Annotated in this window: 16 protein-coding genes, 1 pseudogene and 1 riboswitch; of the genes and pseudogenes, 9 read left to right on the plus strand and 8 right to left on the minus strand. The window is 65.4% G+C overall.

Annotated elements, in window-relative coordinates:
- Positions 1-67: 67 nt before the first annotated feature.
- On the plus strand, positions 68-826 hold the full coding sequence (locus FJ548_RS15125) for a cobalt-precorrin-6A reductase (protein ID WP_140778261.1): 759 nt from the start codon (positions 68-70) through the stop codon (positions 824-826).
- On the opposite strand, the gene FJ548_RS15130 is transcribed toward FJ548_RS15125, so the two are convergent.
- The 8 genes and pseudogenes from FJ548_RS15130 to FJ548_RS15165 all read right to left on the minus strand — a co-directional run bounded on the left by FJ548_RS15130 (position 790) and on the right by FJ548_RS15165 (position 11,022).
- Entirely contained in the window at positions 790-1,554 is a 765-nt protein-coding gene (locus FJ548_RS15130) for a precorrin-3B C(17)-methyltransferase (RefSeq protein ID WP_140778262.1), read from the minus strand. The genes FJ548_RS15125 and FJ548_RS15130 overlap by 37 nt on opposite strands.
- Complete coding sequence (locus tag FJ548_RS15135) at positions 1,551-2,324, minus strand: precorrin-2 C(20)-methyltransferase (protein ID WP_140778263.1); 774 nt, start codon at positions 2,322-2,324, stop codon at positions 1,551-1,553. Before FJ548_RS15135 ends, FJ548_RS15130 begins: the two co-directional genes overlap by 4 nt.
- Positions 2,321-2,953, minus strand: a complete 633-nt coding sequence (locus FJ548_RS15140) for a precorrin-8X methylmutase (protein WP_140778264.1) — start codon at positions 2,951-2,953, stop codon at positions 2,321-2,323. Before FJ548_RS15140 ends, FJ548_RS15135 begins: the two co-directional genes overlap by 4 nt.
- A gap of 5 nt (positions 2,954-2,958) precedes the next feature.
- Positions 2,959-4,416: pseudogene (gene cobG / locus FJ548_RS15145) on the minus strand (precorrin-3B synthase); the annotation flags it as partial.
- The gene (locus FJ548_RS15150) at positions 4,413-8,063 is read right to left on the minus strand and encodes a cobaltochelatase subunit CobN (protein ID WP_140778266.1); all 3,651 of its coding nucleotides are present in this window, start codon (positions 8,061-8,063) and stop codon (positions 4,413-4,415) included. The gene FJ548_RS15150 and the pseudogene cobG, both read right to left, overlap by 4 nt.
- An 18-nt stretch (positions 8,064-8,081) precedes the next feature.
- Positions 8,082-9,119, minus strand: a complete 1,038-nt coding sequence (gene cobW / locus FJ548_RS15155; protein WP_140778267.1) for a cobalamin biosynthesis protein CobW — start codon at positions 9,117-9,119, stop codon at positions 8,082-8,084.
- 2 nt (positions 9,120-9,121) lie between these two features.
- On the minus strand, positions 9,122-9,550 hold the full coding sequence (locus FJ548_RS15160) for a DUF1636 family protein (RefSeq protein WP_140778268.1): 429 nt from the start codon (positions 9,548-9,550) through the stop codon (positions 9,122-9,124).
- Between the two features lie 37 nt (positions 9,551-9,587).
- Positions 9,588-9,793: riboswitch (cobalamin riboswitch) on the minus strand.
- A 29-nt stretch (positions 9,794-9,822) separates the two neighbouring features.
- Complete coding sequence (locus FJ548_RS15165) at positions 9,823-11,022, minus strand: winged helix-turn-helix domain-containing protein (RefSeq protein ID WP_140778269.1); 1,200 nt, start codon at positions 11,020-11,022, stop codon at positions 9,823-9,825.
- 329 nt (positions 11,023-11,351) lie between these two features.
- Between FJ548_RS15165 and FJ548_RS15170 the strand changes: the two genes are divergently transcribed.
- From FJ548_RS15170 to nuoG, 8 genes are all read left to right on the plus strand, one after another.
- Positions 11,352-11,717 carry an NADH-quinone oxidoreductase subunit A gene (locus tag FJ548_RS15170; protein ID WP_140610469.1) on the plus strand — a complete coding sequence of 122 codons (366 nt, stop codon included), beginning with the start codon at positions 11,352-11,354 and terminating at the stop codon, positions 11,715-11,717.
- Complete coding sequence (locus FJ548_RS15175) at positions 11,708-12,289, plus strand: NADH-quinone oxidoreductase subunit B (RefSeq protein ID WP_015317338.1); 582 nt, start codon at positions 11,708-11,710, stop codon at positions 12,287-12,289. The genes FJ548_RS15170 and FJ548_RS15175 overlap by 10 nt, the downstream gene beginning before the upstream one ends.
- Before the next feature lie 4 nt (positions 12,290-12,293).
- Positions 12,294-12,899 (plus strand): NADH-quinone oxidoreductase subunit C, encoded by a 606-nt coding sequence (locus FJ548_RS15180; protein WP_140696837.1) that lies wholly within the window; start codon positions 12,294-12,296, stop codon positions 12,897-12,899.
- Positions 12,900-12,908: 9 nt separating this feature from the next.
- The gene (locus tag FJ548_RS15185; RefSeq protein WP_140778270.1) at positions 12,909-14,099 is read left to right on the plus strand and encodes an NADH-quinone oxidoreductase subunit D; all 1,191 of its coding nucleotides are present in this window, start codon (positions 12,909-12,911) and stop codon (positions 14,097-14,099) included.
- Positions 14,100-15,401, plus strand: a complete 1,302-nt coding sequence (locus FJ548_RS15190) for an NADH-quinone oxidoreductase subunit E (protein ID WP_140778271.1) — start codon at positions 14,100-14,102, stop codon at positions 15,399-15,401.
- 10 nt (positions 15,402-15,411) lie between these two features.
- The gene (gene nuoF / locus FJ548_RS15195) at positions 15,412-16,716 is read left to right on the plus strand and encodes an NADH-quinone oxidoreductase subunit NuoF (RefSeq protein ID WP_140610474.1); all 1,305 of its coding nucleotides are present in this window, start codon (positions 15,412-15,414) and stop codon (positions 16,714-16,716) included.
- A 62-nt stretch (positions 16,717-16,778) separates the two neighbouring features.
- A complete protein-coding gene (locus tag FJ548_RS15200) occupies positions 16,779-17,474 on the plus strand; it encodes an NADH-ubiquinone dehydrogenase (RefSeq protein WP_140610475.1) in 696 nt (231 codons plus the stop codon).
- Between the two features lie 73 nt (positions 17,475-17,547).
- Complete coding sequence (nuoG, locus tag FJ548_RS15205) at positions 17,548-19,629, plus strand: NADH-quinone oxidoreductase subunit NuoG (RefSeq protein WP_140778272.1); 2,082 nt, start codon at positions 17,548-17,550, stop codon at positions 19,627-19,629.

Raw genomic sequence — 19,629 nt, forward strand, 5'->3', positions numbered from 1 at the left:
TCTCCCTGTCCGCACGGGGAAAGGGTAAGGGTGAGGGGCGGCGCCGACTTGGTTCACTAGGGTGCCTATGAAGACGATCCTGATCCTTGGCGGCACCACTGAAGCCCGGCAACTGGCGGGAAAGCTGGTCACGCGCGCCGCGGTCACGCTGTCGCTGGCCGGCCGCACGGAAAGTCCGGTCGCTCAAGGCGTTCCTGTGCGAAGCGGCGGATTTGGCGGTGCCGATGGTTTGGCCGCTTACCTCACGGACAGGTCCATCGGCCTGCTGATCGACGCCACGCATCCCTATGCGGCGCGAATCTCCGCCAACGCGGCACAAGCCGCGCGGATCACCGGTGTGCCGATCCTTGCCTTGCGCCGCCCCGGTTGGGAGCCTGTCCAAGGCGACCGCTGGATCGAGGTCGATACGGTCGGTGCTGCCGTGCAGGCGCTTGGCGATACGCCGCGCCGGGTGTTCCTGGCGCTTGGGCGGCAAGAGGTCGCGGCTTTCGAGGCCGCGTCGCAGCACCGCTATCTCATCCGCAGCGTCGATCCGATTGAGCCGAAACTGGCCGTGCCCGATGCTGATTATCTGCTGGCGCGCGGTCCGTTCCGTGAGCCGGACGAGCGCGCTCTGCTCAGCGAACGGCGCATCGAGATTGTCGTTTCCAAGAACAGCGGCGGCGCGGCCACCTACGGAAAGATTGCCGCCGCGCGGGCGCTCGGCATCGAGGTGATCATGGTCCGCAGGCCAGCGCTGCCGGAAGTGCCTTCGGCTAAAACCGTCGAAGCCCTGGCCGCGATGGTGGATCATTTCGTCGAGCCCGCGGCCGAACGCGGCGTGTAGACCAGCGCCGGCTTGTCGCCACGCTTGATGATCCGGGTTTCCGGTGAACCAATGATGATGCAGGTCGCCATGTCGGCCTTTTGCGCGTCGACATTGGCCAGCAGGAAAACCTCGATGCGTTCGTCCGGGCGGCCGGCGGCGCGGCCGAAGATCACCGGCGTGGTGCCGGGCAGGATCGCGCTCAAGCATTCGAAGGCGCGGCCAAGCTGCCAGGGGCGCGCCTTGCTGATCGGGTTGTAGAGCGCGATGACGAAGCCGGCGCCCGCCGCCGCCAGAAGACGCAGTTCGATCAGCTCCCATGGCTTCAGATTGTCCGACAGCGATATGGCGCAGAAATCATGGCCAAGCGGGGCGCCGATCCGGGCGGCGACGGCAAGCATGGCGGTGATTCCGGGAACGACAGCGACATCTATCGCGCGCCATTCGGCCGGACCGGCCTCGATCGCCTCGCAGACGGCGGCCGCCATGGCGAAGACGCCGGGATCGCCACCGGAAACGACGGCGACGTCATGGCCCTCGGCGGCTTTGACCAGCGCATCCTTGGAACGGGCGAGTTCCTCGCGATTGTCGGAAGCGACGCGGGTCTGGTCGGGGCGCAGTTCGAGCCGGTCGAGATAGGGCTTGTAGCCATAGAAGAATTTTGCTTCCGCTACGGCGCGGCGGGCTTCCGGCGTGACCTGATCGGCATTGCCGGGGCCGAGGCCGATGACGGTGAGGCGGCCGCTCATGCCTGCGCTCCCAGGACGCCGGGCCGGCCGGACCAGCCGGCGACCAACACGATGGCGAAGTAGGGCGCCTTGTCATCCGGCTTGTCGGACAGCTGCATCGAGACGCTGCCGGCCATGGTGCCACGCTCGACATAGACGGCGCGTGCCAGCTTGCCGGTGGCCTCCAGTGCCCGCCTGACCTTGGGCAGGTTGCGGCCGACCTTCATGATGACGGCGGCATCGGTGTCGGCGAGGCGGCGCTTCAACTCGAATTCGCTCATAGTGCCGGGCAGCACCGTCAGTACATCGTCGCCCTGGACGATCGGCAGGCCGGTCGCCGACCAGCAACCGGACATGGCGGTGATGCCGGGAATAACCTCGGTCGGGAAACGATGCGCCAGCCTGACATGCAGATGCATGTAGGAGCCGTAGAACAGCGGATCGCCTTCGGACAGCACAGCCACGATCCTGCCAGCTTCGAGATGTTCGGCGACCTTTTCGGCCGACTCCTCGTAGAAGCCGGTGATCTGCGAGCGGTAATCGTCGTGATCCTTGTCGATTTCGGTGGTCACGGGGTAGAGCAGCGGCAGTTCCAGCATATCCGGCCGGAAGCGCGCTTCGACGATGGCGCGGGCATTGCTGTTGTTGCCGCGCTTGGCGAAATACGCCACCACATCGGCTTCCGCCAAGGCGCGCGCGGCCTTCAGCGTCAACAGTTCGGGATCGCCGGGACCGGTGCCGACGCCGACGAGTCGGCCTTTTGCCAATCCTTCCTTGACGGGGGCGTTCACAGGCCCGGCCTCGCCAGCGAATTGAGCGCGGCGGCGGTCATCGCACTGCCGCCAAGCCTGCCGCGCACGATGGCATAGGGTACGCCGTAGGAATTCTCGGCCAGCGCATCCTTGGATTCGGCGGCACCGACGAAGCCGACCGGCATGCCGATGATGGCCGCTGGCTTCGGCGCGCCGTCGCGCAGTTTTTCCAGGAGGTAAAAGAGCGCTGTCGGCGCGTTGCCGATGGCGACCACCGCGCCGGCCAAGCGCTCGCCCCAGAGGTCGATGCCAGCGGCCGAGCGGGTGTTGCCGATATCCCTGGCGATTTCATGCGTGCGCGGATCGCGCAAGGTGCAGATCACCTCGTTGCCGGCCGGCAGGCGGGCGCGGGTGATGCCATGCGACACCATCTCCGCGTCGCAGAAGATCGGTGCGCCGGCGGCAAGTGCCTTGCGCGCGGCGGCAACAAAATCGGGGGAGAAAACAAAATGACTTGATGCTTCGACCTGGCCGCAGGCATGGATCATGCGGATGGCGACATCGGCCTCGGCTTCCGAGAAGCGCGACAGGTCGGCCTCGGCGCGGATGATGGCGAAGGAGCGCTCGTAGATCGCCGTGCCGTCGTGGATGTAGTCGTAGGCGGCCATGCTCATTCCTGTCGGTAAGCCTCTGCGATGCCGGCCAGCCCGAGCCTTGTCAGGCAAGCGGCGGCGGTTTCGCCTGGATATCTTGCGCTGCGGATCACCGCCGCGACGCGGCCGATGCCGCGCGCGGCGTCATAGCCCGGCCTGTAGCCGGCAGGAAGGGCCTTTGCCGTCGCGTTCACGACAAGTCCGGCTCCGTTTTCGCCGCCGACGATGGTTAGTGCTGCCGGGCCGGGATGCGCGCACCCCTTGGCACAGCCCGAAATGTGCAGGATAAAGTCGAGAATGCCGGCATTCCCGACGGCAATCGCCTCGGCGATGTCGCGTGTGGGGATCCGACCGGAGGCGCAGGCCGGCGTGCCGGGGCAAGCGGCGATTCGGGTGCGGGGGTCGGCGGGGGTGGTGACGAAGCCGAGGGCGGCGGCGGCGTCCTGAAGGAGCTGGTTGGTATCCGCTGGCTGACCAAGGAAAAGCAAGGCGCGGCCCGGGGCGAGGCGGATTTCCGTGGCGCCGAAGGCGAAGGCCCTTTGCGCCAGGCTGACGATCTTATCCGCCGGCATGCTGCCAAACGGCAGACCGATGCCGAGGGCTAGGCCAGTTCTCAGGGTGAATAGACCGATAGGACGGCACTCCGTCCCACCCCCCTCTGTCCTGCCGGACATCTCCCCCGCAAGGGGGGAGATTGGCAGCTCCGATGCCGGCGCTGTTCTTGCAACGCTGTTTACTGGCGAGGGTCGCGATGAGAGCTTGATCTCCCCCCTCGTGGGGGAGATGTCCGTCAGGACAGAGGGGGGCGCGAAGGAATGCCAGCCTGCGAGAGATGCCAATTGCCTCTCCGGCAAATCTCTCGCGTGAGCTTCTCCACCTTTCTCGGCAACCATCCTGAGTGCACCAACAGCGATGTCGCACGCTGCGTCCTCATCGACCGTGCCGACCGGCTTCGCTTGCCTTCCGTCTCCGGCAATCGACAGCTGCCACCGAACTTCGTCACCCATTTGAACAGCAACCACCCTGACATCGGCCGTCACCGCATCCATCGCCAATTGCCCGCCGCCGTCCACGACAACCGAAACCTTCGGGCCAAGCCTTGCCGTCAGCCCGGCGTTCTCGATCGCGCCCCTGATCCGCTCAGCCAGCGGTCGCGGGTCGGCGATCTCCTGGGGATCGATGCCCGCGAGCGGCCCGGTCTCGACCGGCACGCCGGTACGCACCGCGATGCCCAGCGCGTCGACTTCCGCCGCCAGCGACCGTGCGCTTTCCGTTGTCAGCCCACGTATCTGCAAGCTGCCGCGTGCCGTCACCTCCATGATGCCGTTGCCGTGCCGCAGGGCGGATTCTGCGACCTCGATCAACAGCTTCGGCGACAATCCTCCAGCGACCGGGTTGAGCCGCACCAAGAGCCCGTCCCCGGTCTGCATCGGCGCGGACAGGGCCGGGCAGGCCCCGCGGCGCGGAAAGGCGTTCATGCCGCCACCCCAAGCGCCTCAGCCTCGCCTATCAGCGCGGCGAGGTCGTCGTCGATCGAATTGCGCAGGGGGTGCCAGAGACCGCGCCGGCGCGCCGACAGGAAGCGTTCGGCGATGACTTTCGCGGCGGCGGGATTCTCGCGCAGGATGAAGGCGCGAACTTCGGGATCGCCGACATACGCGTCGTGCACGGCCTCGATCAGCGCGCCTGAAATGGCATGGGTGGTCTCGGCGAAGCCGACCAGCCGGTCGACCGTTTCGGCGAATTCCGATGCGCCGCGCGGGCCATGGCGCATCTGGCCTGATATGAAGCGTGGATTGACGGCGCGGGCACGCACCACCCGCGATATCGCTTCGCCGACGGAGCGCGGCTTTGGCTTTTGCGGATCGGTCGTGTCGAGCACGATGACGTCGGCATTCCGGCCGATAGCCGCAAGCGCGGCCGAGAAGCCGCCGATGAAAGCGACATCGGCCGACCCTTCGAGAATGTCGCGGCCGGGATCGTCGCCGGTGTGGACGAGAAGATCGGCCTCGGCGATGCGCCCCTCGAAAGCGCCGGGCGCCGAGATGCCTTCGCCCCCGGCACCGCCATAGGCGTGCGAGGTGGCATCGAGGTAGGCACGTCCGATCTCTTCGCGCGCGCCCCAGTCGCCGCTCGACATCAACTCCTCGACGCCGGCGCCGTAAGTGCCGGGCGAGGTGCCGAAGATGCGGGGGCTGACCTTGCCATCGGCGCGGGTCTTCGCGGCGAGCGGGTTTTCCGAATCGTCCTCGTCACGCGCGGCGACGGCGCCGGCGGCGGCGTCAATGAGCGCGATCTGGGTCGGGAACATGTCGCGGAACAGGCCTGATATGCGCCAGGTGACGTCAATGCGGGGGCGGCCAAGCGTGGCCGGCGGCAGCACCTCGATGCCGGTGATGCGGCCGGTGGCAGTGTCCCATTGCGGCCGGCAGCCCATCAGAGCCAGGCCTTGCGCGATCTCCTCGCCGCCGGTGCGCAGGGAGGCCGAACCCCAGAGGTCGATCACCAGCGAGCGGGGCCAGTCACCATGCGCCTGCGTGTAGGCGCGAACGACCTCCTCGGCCGCCGCTTTGCCCAGGTCATAGGCGGTCGGCGTCGGCATGGTGCGCGGGTCCGACGTGAACAGATTGCGGCCGGTGGGCAGCACATCGGAGCGGCCACGCGCGGGTGCGCCGGCAGGGCCGGCCTTGACGTGGCGGCCATCGAGCGCGGCAAGCAGCGCGGCCTTCTCGGCGTTCGCGCTCTGGCGGCGCATCGCGTCGGGCTCTTTCTCGGAGGCGCGGCCATAGATATGGAGCCCGTCCTTGATGGCGAAATCCTTCAGGTCGCATAGCCAGGCATCGATACGGCGCAATGCCTCGTCGGGCGCATCGGTCTTGGCGACACCGGCTTCGGAGGCGAGGCCGGTCTTTTGCGCGGTGTCGACGATCAGCCTGGCCAGACGGTCGCGGCGGCGGCGGTCAAGGCCGTCGGCCTGGGCATATTCGTCAACCAGGCGTTCGAGCCGGTGCTGGTCTTCATCCAGGCCAGCGCCGGTCAGCGGCGGCGGCAGATGGCCAAGGGTGACGGCGGCAATGCGCCGCTTGGCCTGCGCCGCTTCGCCGGGGTTGGAGACGATGAAGGGATAGATGACGGGCAGGGGACCGGTGACGATCTCGGGAAAACAGGTTTGCGAGAGCGCCACCGTCTTGCCGGGCAACCATTCCAGCGTGCCGTGGGCGCCGACATGGATTAGGGCATGGACGCTCTGCGATTTCCGGAGCCACAGACCGAAGGCGATCAGCGCATGGCGCGGGGGGAGCGTCGGGTCGTGGTAGTCGGCTCGGCGGTCGGCGGAGCGGCCGCGATCCGGGGCGAGCGCTACGGTGATGTTGCCGAAGTTCGCGGCGCGGAAGGGGAATTTCGCCGAGGCCGGCGCTTGAACACCCCCCTCTGTCCTGCCGGACATCTCCCCCCTAAGGGGGGAGATCGGCAGTTTGGGCGCCGGCACTCCCTCTACAATGTTGGCGATTGGCGAAAGCCGAGATGAAAGGTCAATCTCCCCCCTTACGGGGGAGATGTCCGGCAGGACAGAGGGGGGTGCCTCGCGCAAACCTGCCTCATCTTCTGGTTTTCCCCAGGCCGCCGTTACAGCAGCGAGTGCCTCGGGTGGGAGATCCATCGAAAGACCGAGATAGTCCTCCAGCCCCAATCTTTCTTCGCCGCACTCCAGCAAGTCCAGCAGCGCGCGCGGCGTTCGCGGAATCCCGTCGACGGCATAGCCCTGGTCGCTGAGGTCATGCAGCATGGCCAGCACGCTGGACGGCACGTCAAGGCCGACGGCATAGCCGGTGCGGCCGGGGGCGCTCGGGTAATCCGGAATGAGGATGGCGAGCTTGCGGTCGGCGCGGGGCGTGCCCTGCAGCTTGATGAAGGCCGCGACACGGTCGGCCACCTGCGCTATCCGATCGGGTTCCGGCCGGTTGGCGAAAGCGCGGTGGCCAAGTGCCGGATCGACATCGCTTTCGCCCTTGAAGGAAATGGCGCCGGCGAGGATGCGGCCGTCGAGTTCGGGCAGCACGACATGCATGGCAAGGTCGGCGGGTGCCAGGCCGCGCTGATTCTTTTCCCAGACGTCGCGGCGCGTGGTGGCGACGATGACCTGGAAGACGGGGACGCCGGCGCGATCGAACAGGGTTTCGATGCCGGGCTCCGCGCCGGACGCGAAAGCGGTCGCGGTGATGATGGCGGCCGGGTTCAGTTTGGCGAGGGCGGTTTCGGCGAACGCGAGGGATGCCGGGTCCTTGAGGCTGGAGACGAAGATCGGCACGGGGGTGATGCCACGCTGCTGCAAGGCGTCGAAAAGCGCATCGATCGGCGCGACATCGGCGGCCTGCAGCATCGAGCGGTAGAACAGAATAGGCACGATCTTTCCCTCCCCCTCGAGGGGAGGGTGGCCCGCAGGGCCGGGTGGGGTCGGTGCGACTGGATAGGGCGTTTCTTGAGGTCGGCGCACTTCACCGGCGACCCCACCCCCGGCCTGCGGCCGGACCCTCCCCTGGAGGGGGAGGGGGACGCCGCACTCGACGACGCCACGTCCTGGCTCGTAGTAGCCCGCTTTGGGAACGGTTACCGGCGCGGCTGCTGCTTCATCCTGTCCCGCCAGCCCTGCCAACCTCCGCACCAGCGAACTCATATTGGCCGGGCCGCCTTCGCGGAAATAGCCGAGCAGCGCATCCAGCTCCTCGCGCGGCAGCGTCGAGGCTTTGATCAGCCTGAGATCCTCGTCGTGGCTTTCGCCGGGCAGCAGCGCCAGTTTTATGCCGCGCTCGCGGGCGGTCGCGGCAAGCTGGTCGCAGCCATAGCGCCACCAGTCGTAGCCGCCGAGGATGCGGACGAGAATAACTCTGGCGTGGCGGGCGACGCTGTCGATCCAGAGGTCGACGGACATGGGATGGCGAAGGTCACGCAGCCCGGCCAGCCGCATCGAGGGCAGGCGGTTGGCATCCACCTTCCACGCGGCCGCCAGGCCGGCGAGGTCGCTATCGGTGAAGGACAGGGCCACGATATCCGCCGGCGCCTGCCGCAGATCGACCGGCTCGGCGAGATCGTCGAGCGAGGCGGAGGTCGTGGTGAGGATGTGCATCGCGGCCGTGCCCGAAAGTCAGCCGGCGAGGATACGTTCGATTGCCGGGCGGTTCAGCCCCTTGAGGCCGATGACGACAAGGCGCGAACGGCGGTCGTCCTCGGCGGTCCAGGCGCGGTCGTAGTAATGGTTGACGCGCGGGCCGACGGCCTGCAGCAAAAGCCGCATCGGCTTGCCGCCGACCTCGACGAAGCCTTTCACGCGCAGCACGTTTTCCTGTTCGGCGGCGTCGGCGACGCGTTTTGCCAGCTCGTCCGGATTGGCGATCGAGGGGATGTCGACAATGAAGGTGTCGAAGTCGTCATGCTCGTGGTCGAATGCGCCGTCGTGATGGGACTTGCGGTTCTCGATGTCGTCTTCGACGGCGAGGCCGAGCCCGAGCAGTACGGAGGGATCGACCTTGCCATGGGACGTCGGCACGATCTTGACGGCCCGGGCGGAATGTTCGTTGACGATGGCGTTGGCGCGGGCCGACCCGGCGGCGTCCATCAGGTCGCTCTTCGACAGGATGATCAGGTCGGCGCAGGCGATCTGGTCCTCGAACACTTCCTCGACCGGGTCGTCATGGTCGAGGCTGTCATCCCCGGCGCGCTGCGCCTGCAGGGCGTCCATGTCGTTGGCGACTCGGCCTTCTGCCAGTGCAGGGCCGTCGACCACAGCGATCACACCATCGACGGTCACGCGGCTCTTCACCGTCGGCCACTGGAAGGCCTGGACCAGGGGCTTGGGCAAAGCGAGGCCCGAAGTTTCGATCAGGATATGGTCGACTTTCGGCGTCAGCGACAGGATCCGGTCAAGCGCCGGCACGAAATCGTCGGCCACGGTGCAGCAGATGCAGCCATTGGCCAGTTCGACGATGTTTTCCTCCGGACAGGTGTCGATGCCGCAACCCTTGAGGATCTCGCCGTCGATGCCGATGTCGCCGAACTCGTTGACGATGATCGCGATGCGCTTGCCGCCGGCATTTTCGAGGAGATGGCGGACCAGCGTCGTCTTGCCGGCGCCGAGGAAGCCGGTGACGACAGTGCAGGGAACACGGGAGACGGAAGCGGTCATGGTCAGTCTTTCAGCAGGTCGAGGGGAGGGATGCGGGCAACGAGGCCGCGCTTCAGGGAATCAGGGCGGCCGCGCCAAGGGATGAGGCCGTCGCTCGAGGTGGCGAAGAGTTTGGCGCCGGTAACGAGGTCGGCGCCGCTGCCCGTGGTCAGGTCGCCGAACACATAACTCCAGCAGCCGTCGCGCAGGATTGCGGCGCTGAGCCGGCGTTTGCAGTTGCCGAGGCATTCGACCGTGCGGACGCGGACGCGCTCGGATGCCGCGGCGCGGCGTGTGTCCTGTGCCAGGAGTTCGCCGGCGCGGGGATGGGCGTCGGAGCCGGTTTCGTCGCGGCAGGACGCGCAGACGATAACGGTGACGCCGGACAAGGCGTCGCCATCGGCGGACGATATATCCGCTGCACCAGCCGAAAAACTGCCGTTGTGGTCCAAAACCGGGCTCCTTGCCCGGAAACCCGCCGGGCGATCGGATTCTTCTGTCGCAGACGGCAGGTCTCCTGGCTCGCGGGTCATCGCCTTGGTTAGCCGCCTTCCCGGGAACTCCCAGTGGCTTTCGGCCTTGGCTCTTCGCTTACAGTTGCGGGGACAGCCGCGGATTTGAGACCGAAATCCCGCACCGCATTCCCTCTTAGCCCCAGCCGTTGCGGGCAGGGGACCGTCTGGAGCGGATTTAGGCTTTTGCAGGCAGCTGTGTCAACGCGCGGCTACGACATGGCGATGTCGGCCAGCGCCGGGCCCAGATCGCCGGCGGGCGTCACGTCGATACGTTCAAGGCCAAGCCAGACCTGCATCTGCTTCAATTCCTCGAAGAGCTGGGCGGCGGTTTCAGGCGGCGCTCCGGGCTCGGCATAGGCCGCAGGCACGCGCAGCACGCTTGCCGGTCGGTCGGCCCGAAGGTCGACGCGAGCGACGATCCTGTCGCCAAGCACGAAGGGCAGGACATAGTAGCCGTACTGGCGTTTTTCGGCCGGAGTGTAGATCTCGATGCGGTAATGGAAATCGAACAGCCGCTCGGTGCGCGAGCGCTCGAAGACGACCGGATCGAACGGTGCCAGCAGGGCGCGCGCTTCGATCTTGCGCGGGAGACGGGCATCTCTATGGAGGTAAGCCGGCTTGTTCCAGCCCTCGACACGCACCGGCAGCAACTCGCGCAGCTCGACCAGTTCCTCCAGCCGGCCCTTCATGTCTGCGGGCGACAGGCGGAAATAGTCGCGCAGGTCGCCGGCTGTAGCCACGCCATGGGCGCGGGCGGAAATGCGCAGCAATTCGCGATGCGCGTCCTCGGCCGCCGGCACCGGCAGATCGAGGATCGCTTGCGGCAGCACGCGCTCCGGCAGGTCATAGAAGCGCTCGAAGCCGCGGCGGTGCGCGGTGGTGATGCGGCCGGCCCAGAACAACCATTCGAAGGCGTGCTTGGCGTGGCTCCAGCCCCACCAGCCGCCCGAACCTTTCTGGCCCTCAAGCGCCGAGGCGGCGATCGGGCCGCGATCGGCGACTTCCCGATAGATCTCTTCGATGTAGGCGGCGTGCTCGCGGCCCCATTTGGCGAGGCCCAGATACATTTCCTCGCCTTGCTCGGCGCGCTGCATGCGCCAGCGCATCAAGGGATATGTCTCGACCGGCAGGAACGAGGCTTCATGCGCCCAATATTCGAACACCGTGCGCTTGCGCGTCACGGCGGCATTGTCGAGGAGCGCGAGCGGGTAGGGGCCAAGCCGCGAATAAAGCGGCATATAATGCGCGCGCACCACCGCGCTGACGGAATCGATCTGCAGCAGGCCGGTGCGGGAGAGCACGCGGGCGAAGTGGCGGCGGTCCGGCGTGCCACTTGGGCGGGGGTCGAGAAAGCCCTGAGCGCCGAGCGCGATGCGCCGGGCCATAGCGAGCGAGATTTTTTCCTTCATCGGGAGCCCTTGCCCTGATCGATTTGCGGATTTTAGCCGGTGATTCCGGCATGCTAGCAGGCAAATGGCGGTAGATATGTCAGGAGATAAAAGTGGAGTAGAAAGTGAAGGAAATCAAACAGGAGCGCATCGGACCAGTTTCTTCCGTTATGCCGTCCAGCCCGGCGTTTTGAACAAGGTTTGACTTGCTTCGCTGGAAGTGCTGCGCTAACCCTCGCCGCGTTGCAGCATAGGCCCCTTAAAACGGTTCAGCGGTTAAACTGTCACGCTTCCGCATTAAGGTCCGGTGCTGTAACAAAAGTGGATTGGCGCCAACGGAAAGCCGCTGCATGAACGCACTTCTCAGTTCGTACCTGCCCATCGTCCTGTTTATCGCAGTGGCGGCGGTCGTCGGCATCGCGCTTATCGCGGCGCCGTTTCTGGTGGCCTACCGCAACCCCGATCCTGAAAAGCTTTCCGCCTACGAGTGCGGTTTCAACTCGTTCGACGACGCCCGCATGAAATTCGACATCCGTTTCTACCTGGTGTCGATCTTGTTCATCATCTTCGACCTGGAAGTGGCCTTCTTGTTTCCCTGGGCCGTGTCCTTCTCGAAGATCGGCATGCTCGGCTTCTGGTCGATGATGGTGTTTTTGGCAGTGCTGACCATCGGCTTTGCCTATGAATGGAAAAAAGGAGCGCTGGAATGGGATTGAACGACAGTTCAGGCACCCTCGTCGCGCCGAAGCCCAAGGGCATTATCGATCCCAACACCGGCAGGCCGGTGGGGGAGGACGATCCCTTTTTCCTCGAAATCAACAATGAGCTCGCCGACAAGGGATTTCTTGTCACCTCGACAGAGGCGCTGATCACCTGGGCGCGCAGCGGCTCGCTGATGTTCATGACCTTCGGCCTCGCCTGCTGCGCGGTCGAGATGATCCACACCTCGATGCCGCGCTATGACTCGGAGCGGTTCGGCGTGGCGCCGCGTGCGTCTCCGCGCCAGTCCGACATCATGATCGTCGCCGGCACGCTGACCAACAAGATGGCGCCGGCACTGCGCAAGGTCTACGACCAGATGCCGGAGCCCCGCTACGTCATCTCGATGGGCTCCTGCGCCAATGGCGGCGGCTATTACCACTATTCCTACTCGGTGGTGCGCGGCTGCGACCGCGTCGTGCCGGTCGACATCTATGTGCCCGGCTGCCCGCCGAGCGCCGAAGCACTGCTCTACGGCATTCTTCTCCTGCAGAAGAAAATCCGCCGCACCGGCACGATCGAACGGTAAATCCATGGCCGCATCACTGAGCGAACTGTCGAGCTATCTCGGCGAGAAAATGAGCGGACGGATCTCGGACGCGGTGTTCGCCTATGGCGAACTCACCATTCATGTCGAACCGCGCGACCTCGTCGAAGTGATGACCTTCCTGCGTGACGATGCGCGCTGCCAGTTCATCTCGATCATCGATATCTGTGGCGCCGACTATCCGTCGCGGGCCAAGCGCTTCGACGTCGTCTATCATCTGCTGTCGCCGAAACAGAATGTGCGCATCCGCGTCAAGGTGCAGGCCGACGAGGAGACGATGGTGCCGTCGATCACCGGCGTCTATCCCGGCGCCGACTGGTTCGAGCGCGAGACCTACGATCTCTATGGCGTGCTGTTTTCGGGCCATCCCGACCTGCGCCGCATCCTCACCGACTACGGTTTCGATGGTCACCCGCTGCGCAAGGATTTCCCGCTGACCGGTTTCGTCGAGCTGCGCTACGACGACGAAGCCAAGCGCGTCATCTACGAGCCGGTCGAGCTCAAGCAGGAATTCCGCAATTTCGATTTTTTGTCTCCTTGGGAAGGCACGGACTACGTGCTGCCTGGAGACGAAAAAGCCAAGACGAATTGAGGCGCCAGAATGGCCGAAACCTCCGTCCGCAATTTTAACATCAACTTTGGGCCCCAGCACCCCGCCGCCCATGGTGTTCTGCGGTTGGTTCTCGAACTCGATGGCGAAGTCATCGACCGCGTCGATCCGCATATTGGCCTATTGCATCGCGGCACCGAGAAGCTGATGGAGCACAAGACCTATCTGCAGGCCGTGCCCTATCTCGACCGGCTCGATTACTGCGCACCGATGAACCAGGAGCACGCCTTTGCGCTCGCCGTCGAGCGGCTGCTCGGCATCGAAGTGCCGAAGCGTGGCCAGCTGATCCGCGTGCTCTATTGCGAGATCGGCCGCATCATGTCGCACATCCTCAATGTGACGACGCAGGCGCTGGACATTGGTGCGCTGACGCCGCCGCTGTGGGGCTTCGTCGAGCGCGAAAAGCTGATGGTGTTCTATGAGCGCGCCTCCGGCTCGCGCATGCATGCAGCCTATTTCCGCCCGGGCGGCGTGCATCAGGACCTGCCGCAGAAGCTGATCGAGGACATCGGCAAATGGATCGATCCGTTCCTGAAGTCGATCGATGATCTGGATGCGCTGTTGACCGGCAACCGCATTTTCAAGCAGCGCAACGTCGACATCGGCACGGTGTCGCTGGCCGACGCCTGGGCCTGGGGCTTTTCGGGCGTGATGGTGCGCGGTTCGGGGGCGGCGTGGGACTTGCGCAAGTCGCAGCCATACGAATGCTATTCGGAAATGGATTTCGACATCCCGATCGGCAAGAACGGCGACTGTTTCGACCGCTACCTCGTGCGCATGGAAGAGATGCGCCAGTCGGCCAGGATCATGCGCCAATGCGTCGATCTTCTGCTCGGCAAGGAAAGCACCGGTCCGGTGTCGAACCTCGACGGCAAGGTCGTGCCGCCGAAGCGTGCGGCGATGAAGCGTTCGATGGAAGCGCTGATCCATCACTTCAAACTCTACACCGAAGGTTACCGCGTACCGGCCGGTGAGGTCTACGCGGCCGTCGAGGCGCCGAAGGGCGAGTTCGGCGTCTATCTGGTCTCCGACGGCACCAACAAACCCTATCGCTGCAAGCTGCGCGCCCCCGGCTTCGCGCATCTTCAGGCCATGGATTTCCTGTGCCGCGGCCACATGCTGGCCGACGTCACCGCCGTCCTCGGCTCCCTCGACATCGTGTTTGGTGAGGTCGATCGCTAAATGTCAGTTCGCCGTCTCGCAGAAGCCAGCGTCCAGCCAGCCTCCTTCGCCTTCAACAGGGCGAACGCGGCAGCGGCGAAGCAATGGATCAAGAAGTACCCGAAGGGCCGCGAGCAGTCGGCGATCATCCCACTTCTGATGCTGGCGCAGGAGCAGGAAGGCTGGGTCACCAAGGCGGCGATCGAGACGATTTCGGACATGCTCGGCATGCCCCGTATCCGCGGGCTCGAAGTCGCGACCTTCTACACGCAGTACCAGTTGAACCCAGTCGGCACACGCGCTCACATCCAGGTCTGCGGCACCACGCCTTGCATGCTGCGCGGCTCCGAAGCGCTGATGGATGTGTGCCGCTCGAAAATCCACCACGACCAGTTCCACACCAATGACAAGGGCACCTTGTCATGGGAGGAGGTCGAGTGTCTCGGCGCCTGCGTCAACGCGCCGATGGTGATGATTTTCAAGGATACGTTCGAGGACCTGACGCCCGAACGGCTGGCCGAGATCATCGATCTCTATGATGCGGGCAAGGGGGCTTCGGTGCCGCCAGGACCGCAGAACGGCCGCACAGGCTCCGAACCGGCCTCGGGCCTGACGACGCTGACAAGCGAGAAAGCGATCCTGAAATCGACCCGGGACAGGGAAGCCAGGGCGGCGGCGAAAGCAGCCAAGGCTGCGGCCGTTCCGGCGAGCGCGCCTGCAGTCGTTGTCTCGCAGCCGCCTGCTGCTCCGGCACCGACGGCTCCGGTCGCGCCATCGAAGTCCAGCAAGCCGAAGACCGATGCGCTGGAAACGAGCCCGGCGATGACGACACCCTCGCCGGTCAAGGTCGCGCTGGCCGATGAGAAGGCGGCAAGCGTCAGACCGCCGCGCCACTCTGCCGCTAACGCCAATCAAGCGGCCCCGGAAGTCGAGGCGGTTTCGAAGCCGCGCAGCGGGCCGAAGCCCAAGTCCGAACCGGCCGGCGCTTTCAAGTCGCCGGAAGCCAAGCAGCCTGTCGCCAAGACGGCAAAGCCCTCGCTCGAAGACAAGAACCGTCCGGCCGGCATCGAGCGCCCGGCTTCGGTCGACGATCTCAAGCTGATCTCCGGCGTCGGGCCGAAGATCGAGGGCATCCTGCATTCGCTGGGCATCTACACCTTCGCGCAGGTCGCTTCGTGGCAGAAGGCCGAGTGCGAGTGGGTGGACGGCTATCTCTCCTTCCAAGGCCGCATCGACCGGGACGACTGGGTCAAGCAGGCCAAGGCGCTCGCCAAGGGCGGCGTCGCCGAATACATCTGCGTCTTCGGCAAGAAGCCGGTCTGAGGGACGAACAATGCTTCAGGACAAAGACCGTATCTTCACCAACATCTACGGCCTCTTCGACAAGTCGCTGGCCGGCGCGATGGCGCGTGGCGCCTGGGACAACACCCCCGGCATCGTCGCCAAGGGGCGCGACTGGATCGTCAACGAGATGAAGGCGTCGGGCCTGCGCGGCCGTGGCGGCGCCGGCTTCCCGACGGGCCTCAAATGGTCGTTCATGCCCAAGCAGAGCGACGGCCGTCCGAGCTATCTGGTCATCAATGCCGACGAATCCGAGCCCGGCACCTGCAAGGACCGCGACATCCTGCGCAATGACCCGCACACGCTGGTCGAGGGCGCGTTGCTCGCCGGCTTCGCCATGGGGGCGGTTGCCGCCTACATCTATGTGCGCGGCGAGTTCATCCGCGAGCGCGAGGCGCTGCAGCGCGCCATCGACGAGGCCTATGAGGCCAAGCTGATCGGCAAGGGCAACACCTCCGGCTACGATTTCGACGTCTATATGCACCACGGCGCCGGTGCCTATATCTGCGGGGAGGAAACGGCGCTTCTGGAAAGCCTCGAGGGCAAGAAGGGCCAGCCCAGGCTGAAGCCGCCATTCCCGGCCAATGTCGGCCTCTATGGCTGCCCCACCACCGTCAACAATGTCGAATCGATCGCTGTGGCGCCGACCATCCTGCGCCGTGGCGCGGCATGGTTCTCGTCCTTCGGCCGACCGAACAATGTCGGCACCAAGCTGTTCTGCGTCTCCGGCCACGTCAACAATCCGTGCACCGTCGAAGAGGCGATGTCGATCCCGTTCCGTGAGCTGATCGAGACGCATTGCGGCGGTATTCGCGGCGGCTGGGACAATCTGCTTGCCGTCATTCCGGGCGGCGCCTCGGTGCCGCTGGTGCCGGCAGAGCAGATCATCGACACGCCGATGGATTTCGACGCGCTCCGCGACCTCAAATCCGGCCTCGGCACGGCGGCCGTCATCGTTATGGACAAGTCGACCGATGTCGTGAAGGCGATCGCGCGGCTGTCCTACTTCTACAAGCATGAGAGCTGCGGCCAGTGCACGCCATGCCGCGAAGGCACCGGCTGGATGTGGCGGGTGATGGAGCGCCTGGTGCGCGGCGAGGCGCAGAAGCGCGAGATCGACATGCTGCTGGATGTCACCAAGCAGGTCGAGGGTCACACGATCTGCGCGCTGGGCGATGCGGCGGCGTGGCCGATCCAAGGTCTGATGCGGCATTTCCGCGGCGAGGTGGAGCGGCGCATCGACGAGTTTTCGCGCAACGCGCACCGGGCCGAACCGGTGATGGTGGCGGCGGAATAGAAGAATTTGCGACTGCGGGAATAACGGGGCGGGGCAAACGAAGAACGACCAGGAGAACTTCTATGGCGCCGTATTCGACACCCTACTCATTGATGCCCAATTTGGACCAGCTCGAGAAAATGAACCAGGACCTGACCAGGATGATGCCGAAGGAGATGGCCAGCGCCGTCAACCTTCTCGTGCACCCTGTCGCGGGCGCGGCGGCGATGTCGGCGCTTGGCATCGGGTTCGCCAACCACGCGTTCGGCGTCTGGATTGGCGCGCTTTCTGGGGCCGCCGAGGCGTCACAGCGCCTCATGCAGCCGCTGATCGAGGATTTCGAGGCGCGCGTCGATCAATTCGAGGACGCGAACTCGTCCTCCATCAGGGCGCGGGCTACGGCGAAGAGCCTGATTGCCGAGGCGCAGTCCTTCGCGCAGGAAGTCACGGACATCGCCGCCAAGGAAGCCGCCACCACGGCGCCGGTGGCTGATGCCGGTCCGGCAGCGGATGAGGCCGCCGATGTGCTGCTGCCGGAGGATTTCCGCCAGCCCAAGGCAATCGACAAGCCGGCGAAGCCTTCGGATCTGAAGGCGATATCGGGCATTGGCCCGAAGCTGGAGAAGGTGCTGAACGGTCTCGGTATCTGGACGTTCGCCCAGATCGCCGCGTGGTCGCCGCAGGAGATCGCCTGGGTCGACGACTATCTGTCGTTCAACGGCCGCATCGGCCGCGACGAATGGACTGCCCAGGCGGCGGCGTTGGCCGCGAAGACCTGAATGAAATGTCGGGCGCTGCGTCAGCCGCGCCCGGGAAATGAGATTGCGGGAAATCCGCAGGGGTTTGAGACGAATGGCAAAGCTCAAGGTCGACGGGAAAGAAATCACTGTACCCGACCACTACACGCTGCTGCAGGCGGCGGAGGACGCGGGCGCGGAAGTGCCGCGCTTCTGCTTCCATGAGCGGCTGTCGATCGCCGGCAATTGCCGCATGTGCCTGATCGAAGTGAAGGGCGGGCCGCCCAAGCCGCAGGCTTCCTGCGCTATGGGCGTGCGCGACCTGCGCCCCGGCCCCAATGGCGAGCCGCCGGAAATATTCACCAACACGCCCATGGTCAAGAAAGCCCGGGAAGGCGTGATGGAATTCCTGCTGATCAACCATCCGCTGGATTGCCCGATCTGCGACCAGGGCGGCGAGTGCGACCTGCAGGACCAGGCGATGGCCTTCGGCGTCGATTCCTCGCGCTATCACGAGAACAAGCGCGCGGTCGAAGACAAGTATATCGGTCCGCTGGTCAAGACGGTGATGAACCGCTGCATCCACTGCACGCGCTGTGTCCGCTTCACCACCGAAGTCGCCGGCATTTCCGAACTCGGCCTGATCGGCCGCGGCGAGGATGCCGAGATCACCACCTATCTCGAACAGGCGATGACCTCGGAGCTGCAGGGGAATGTCATTGACCTGTGCCCGGTCGGCGCGCTGACTTCCAAGCCCTTCGCCTTCCAGGCGCGGCCGTGGGAACTGACCAAAACCGAATCCATCGACGTGATGGATGCGGTCGGCTCGGCGATCCGCATCGATAGCCGTGGCCGCGAAGTGATGCGCATCCTGCCGCGCGTCAACGAGCAGGTGAACGAGGAGTGGATCTCCGACAAGACCCGTTTCATCTGGGACGGATTGCGCACGCAGCGCCTCGACCGGCCCTATGTGCGCAAGGACGGCAAGCTGGTTCCGGCAAGCTGGGCCGAAGCGTTCGCCGCGATCAAGGACGCGGTGTCGAAGACATCGCCCGACAAGATCGGCGCCATTGCTGGCGATCTCGCCGCGGTCGAGGAAATCTACGCGCTGAAGCTCTTGATGGCCTCGCTCGGTTCGAAGAATGTCGACTGCCGTCAGGACGGTGCCGCGCTCGATCCGGCGCTGGGACGCGCCAGCTACATCTTCAACCCGACCATCGAGGGTATCGAGCAGGCCGATGCGGTGCTGATCATTGGCGCCAATCCGCGCTTCGAAGCCTCGGTGCTCAACGCCCGCATCCGCAAGCGCTGGCGGATCGGCGATCTGCCGGTCGGCGTCATCGGCGAGATCGGCGACACGCGCTATGACTACGAACTGCTGGGCGCCGGGCCGGACTCGCTGAAGGATTTGGCCGAGGGCAATGGCAAGTTCTTCCAGACGCTGAAGAAGGCGACGCATCCGCTGATCATCGTCGGCCAGGGCGCGCTGGCGCGCGCCGATGGCGCGGCCGTGCTCGGCCAGGCGGCAAGGCTTGCCGCTGCCGTCAACGCCGCCCGCGCCGACTGGAACGGCTTTGCCGTTCTGCACAACGCGGCCGGACGTGTCGGCGGCCTCGATCTCGGCTTCGTGCCGGGCGAGGGCGGCAAGAACGTCGCCGGCATGCTGGGTGAAACGGACGTGCTGTTCCTGCTCGGTGCCGACGAGATCGACATGGGCAAGACCGGCGGCGCCTTCGTCGTCTATATCGGCACCCATGGCGACGCCGGCGCGGACCGGGCCAATGTCATCCTGCCGGCGGCTGCCTACACGGAAAAGTCCGGCACCTACGTCAACACCGAAGGGCGCGTGCAGCAGACCAACCGCGCCGGCTTCGCGCCGGGCGATGCCCGCGAGGACTGGGCCATTTTGCGGGCGCTGTCGGATGTGCTGGGCAAGAAGCTGCCGTTCGATTCGCTGCCGCAACTGCGCCACAAGCTCTACGGTGAGTACCCGCATCTTGCCCGCATCGATCAGGTCGCGGCCGGCAATGCCGAGGACATCGCCAAGGTGGCGAAGCTCGGCGGCCGGCTGAACAAGGGTACGTTCACCTCGCCGGTCAAGGATTTCTACCTGACCAACCCGATCGCGCGGGCGTCTGCCGTAATGGCGGAATGCTCGGCGCTGGCCAAGAGCGGCTTCAAGCAGGCGGCGGAATAA

Source organism: Mesorhizobium sp. B2-4-17, assembly GCF_006441275.1.
GTDB lineage: Bacteria > Pseudomonadota > Alphaproteobacteria > Rhizobiales > Rhizobiaceae > Mesorhizobium.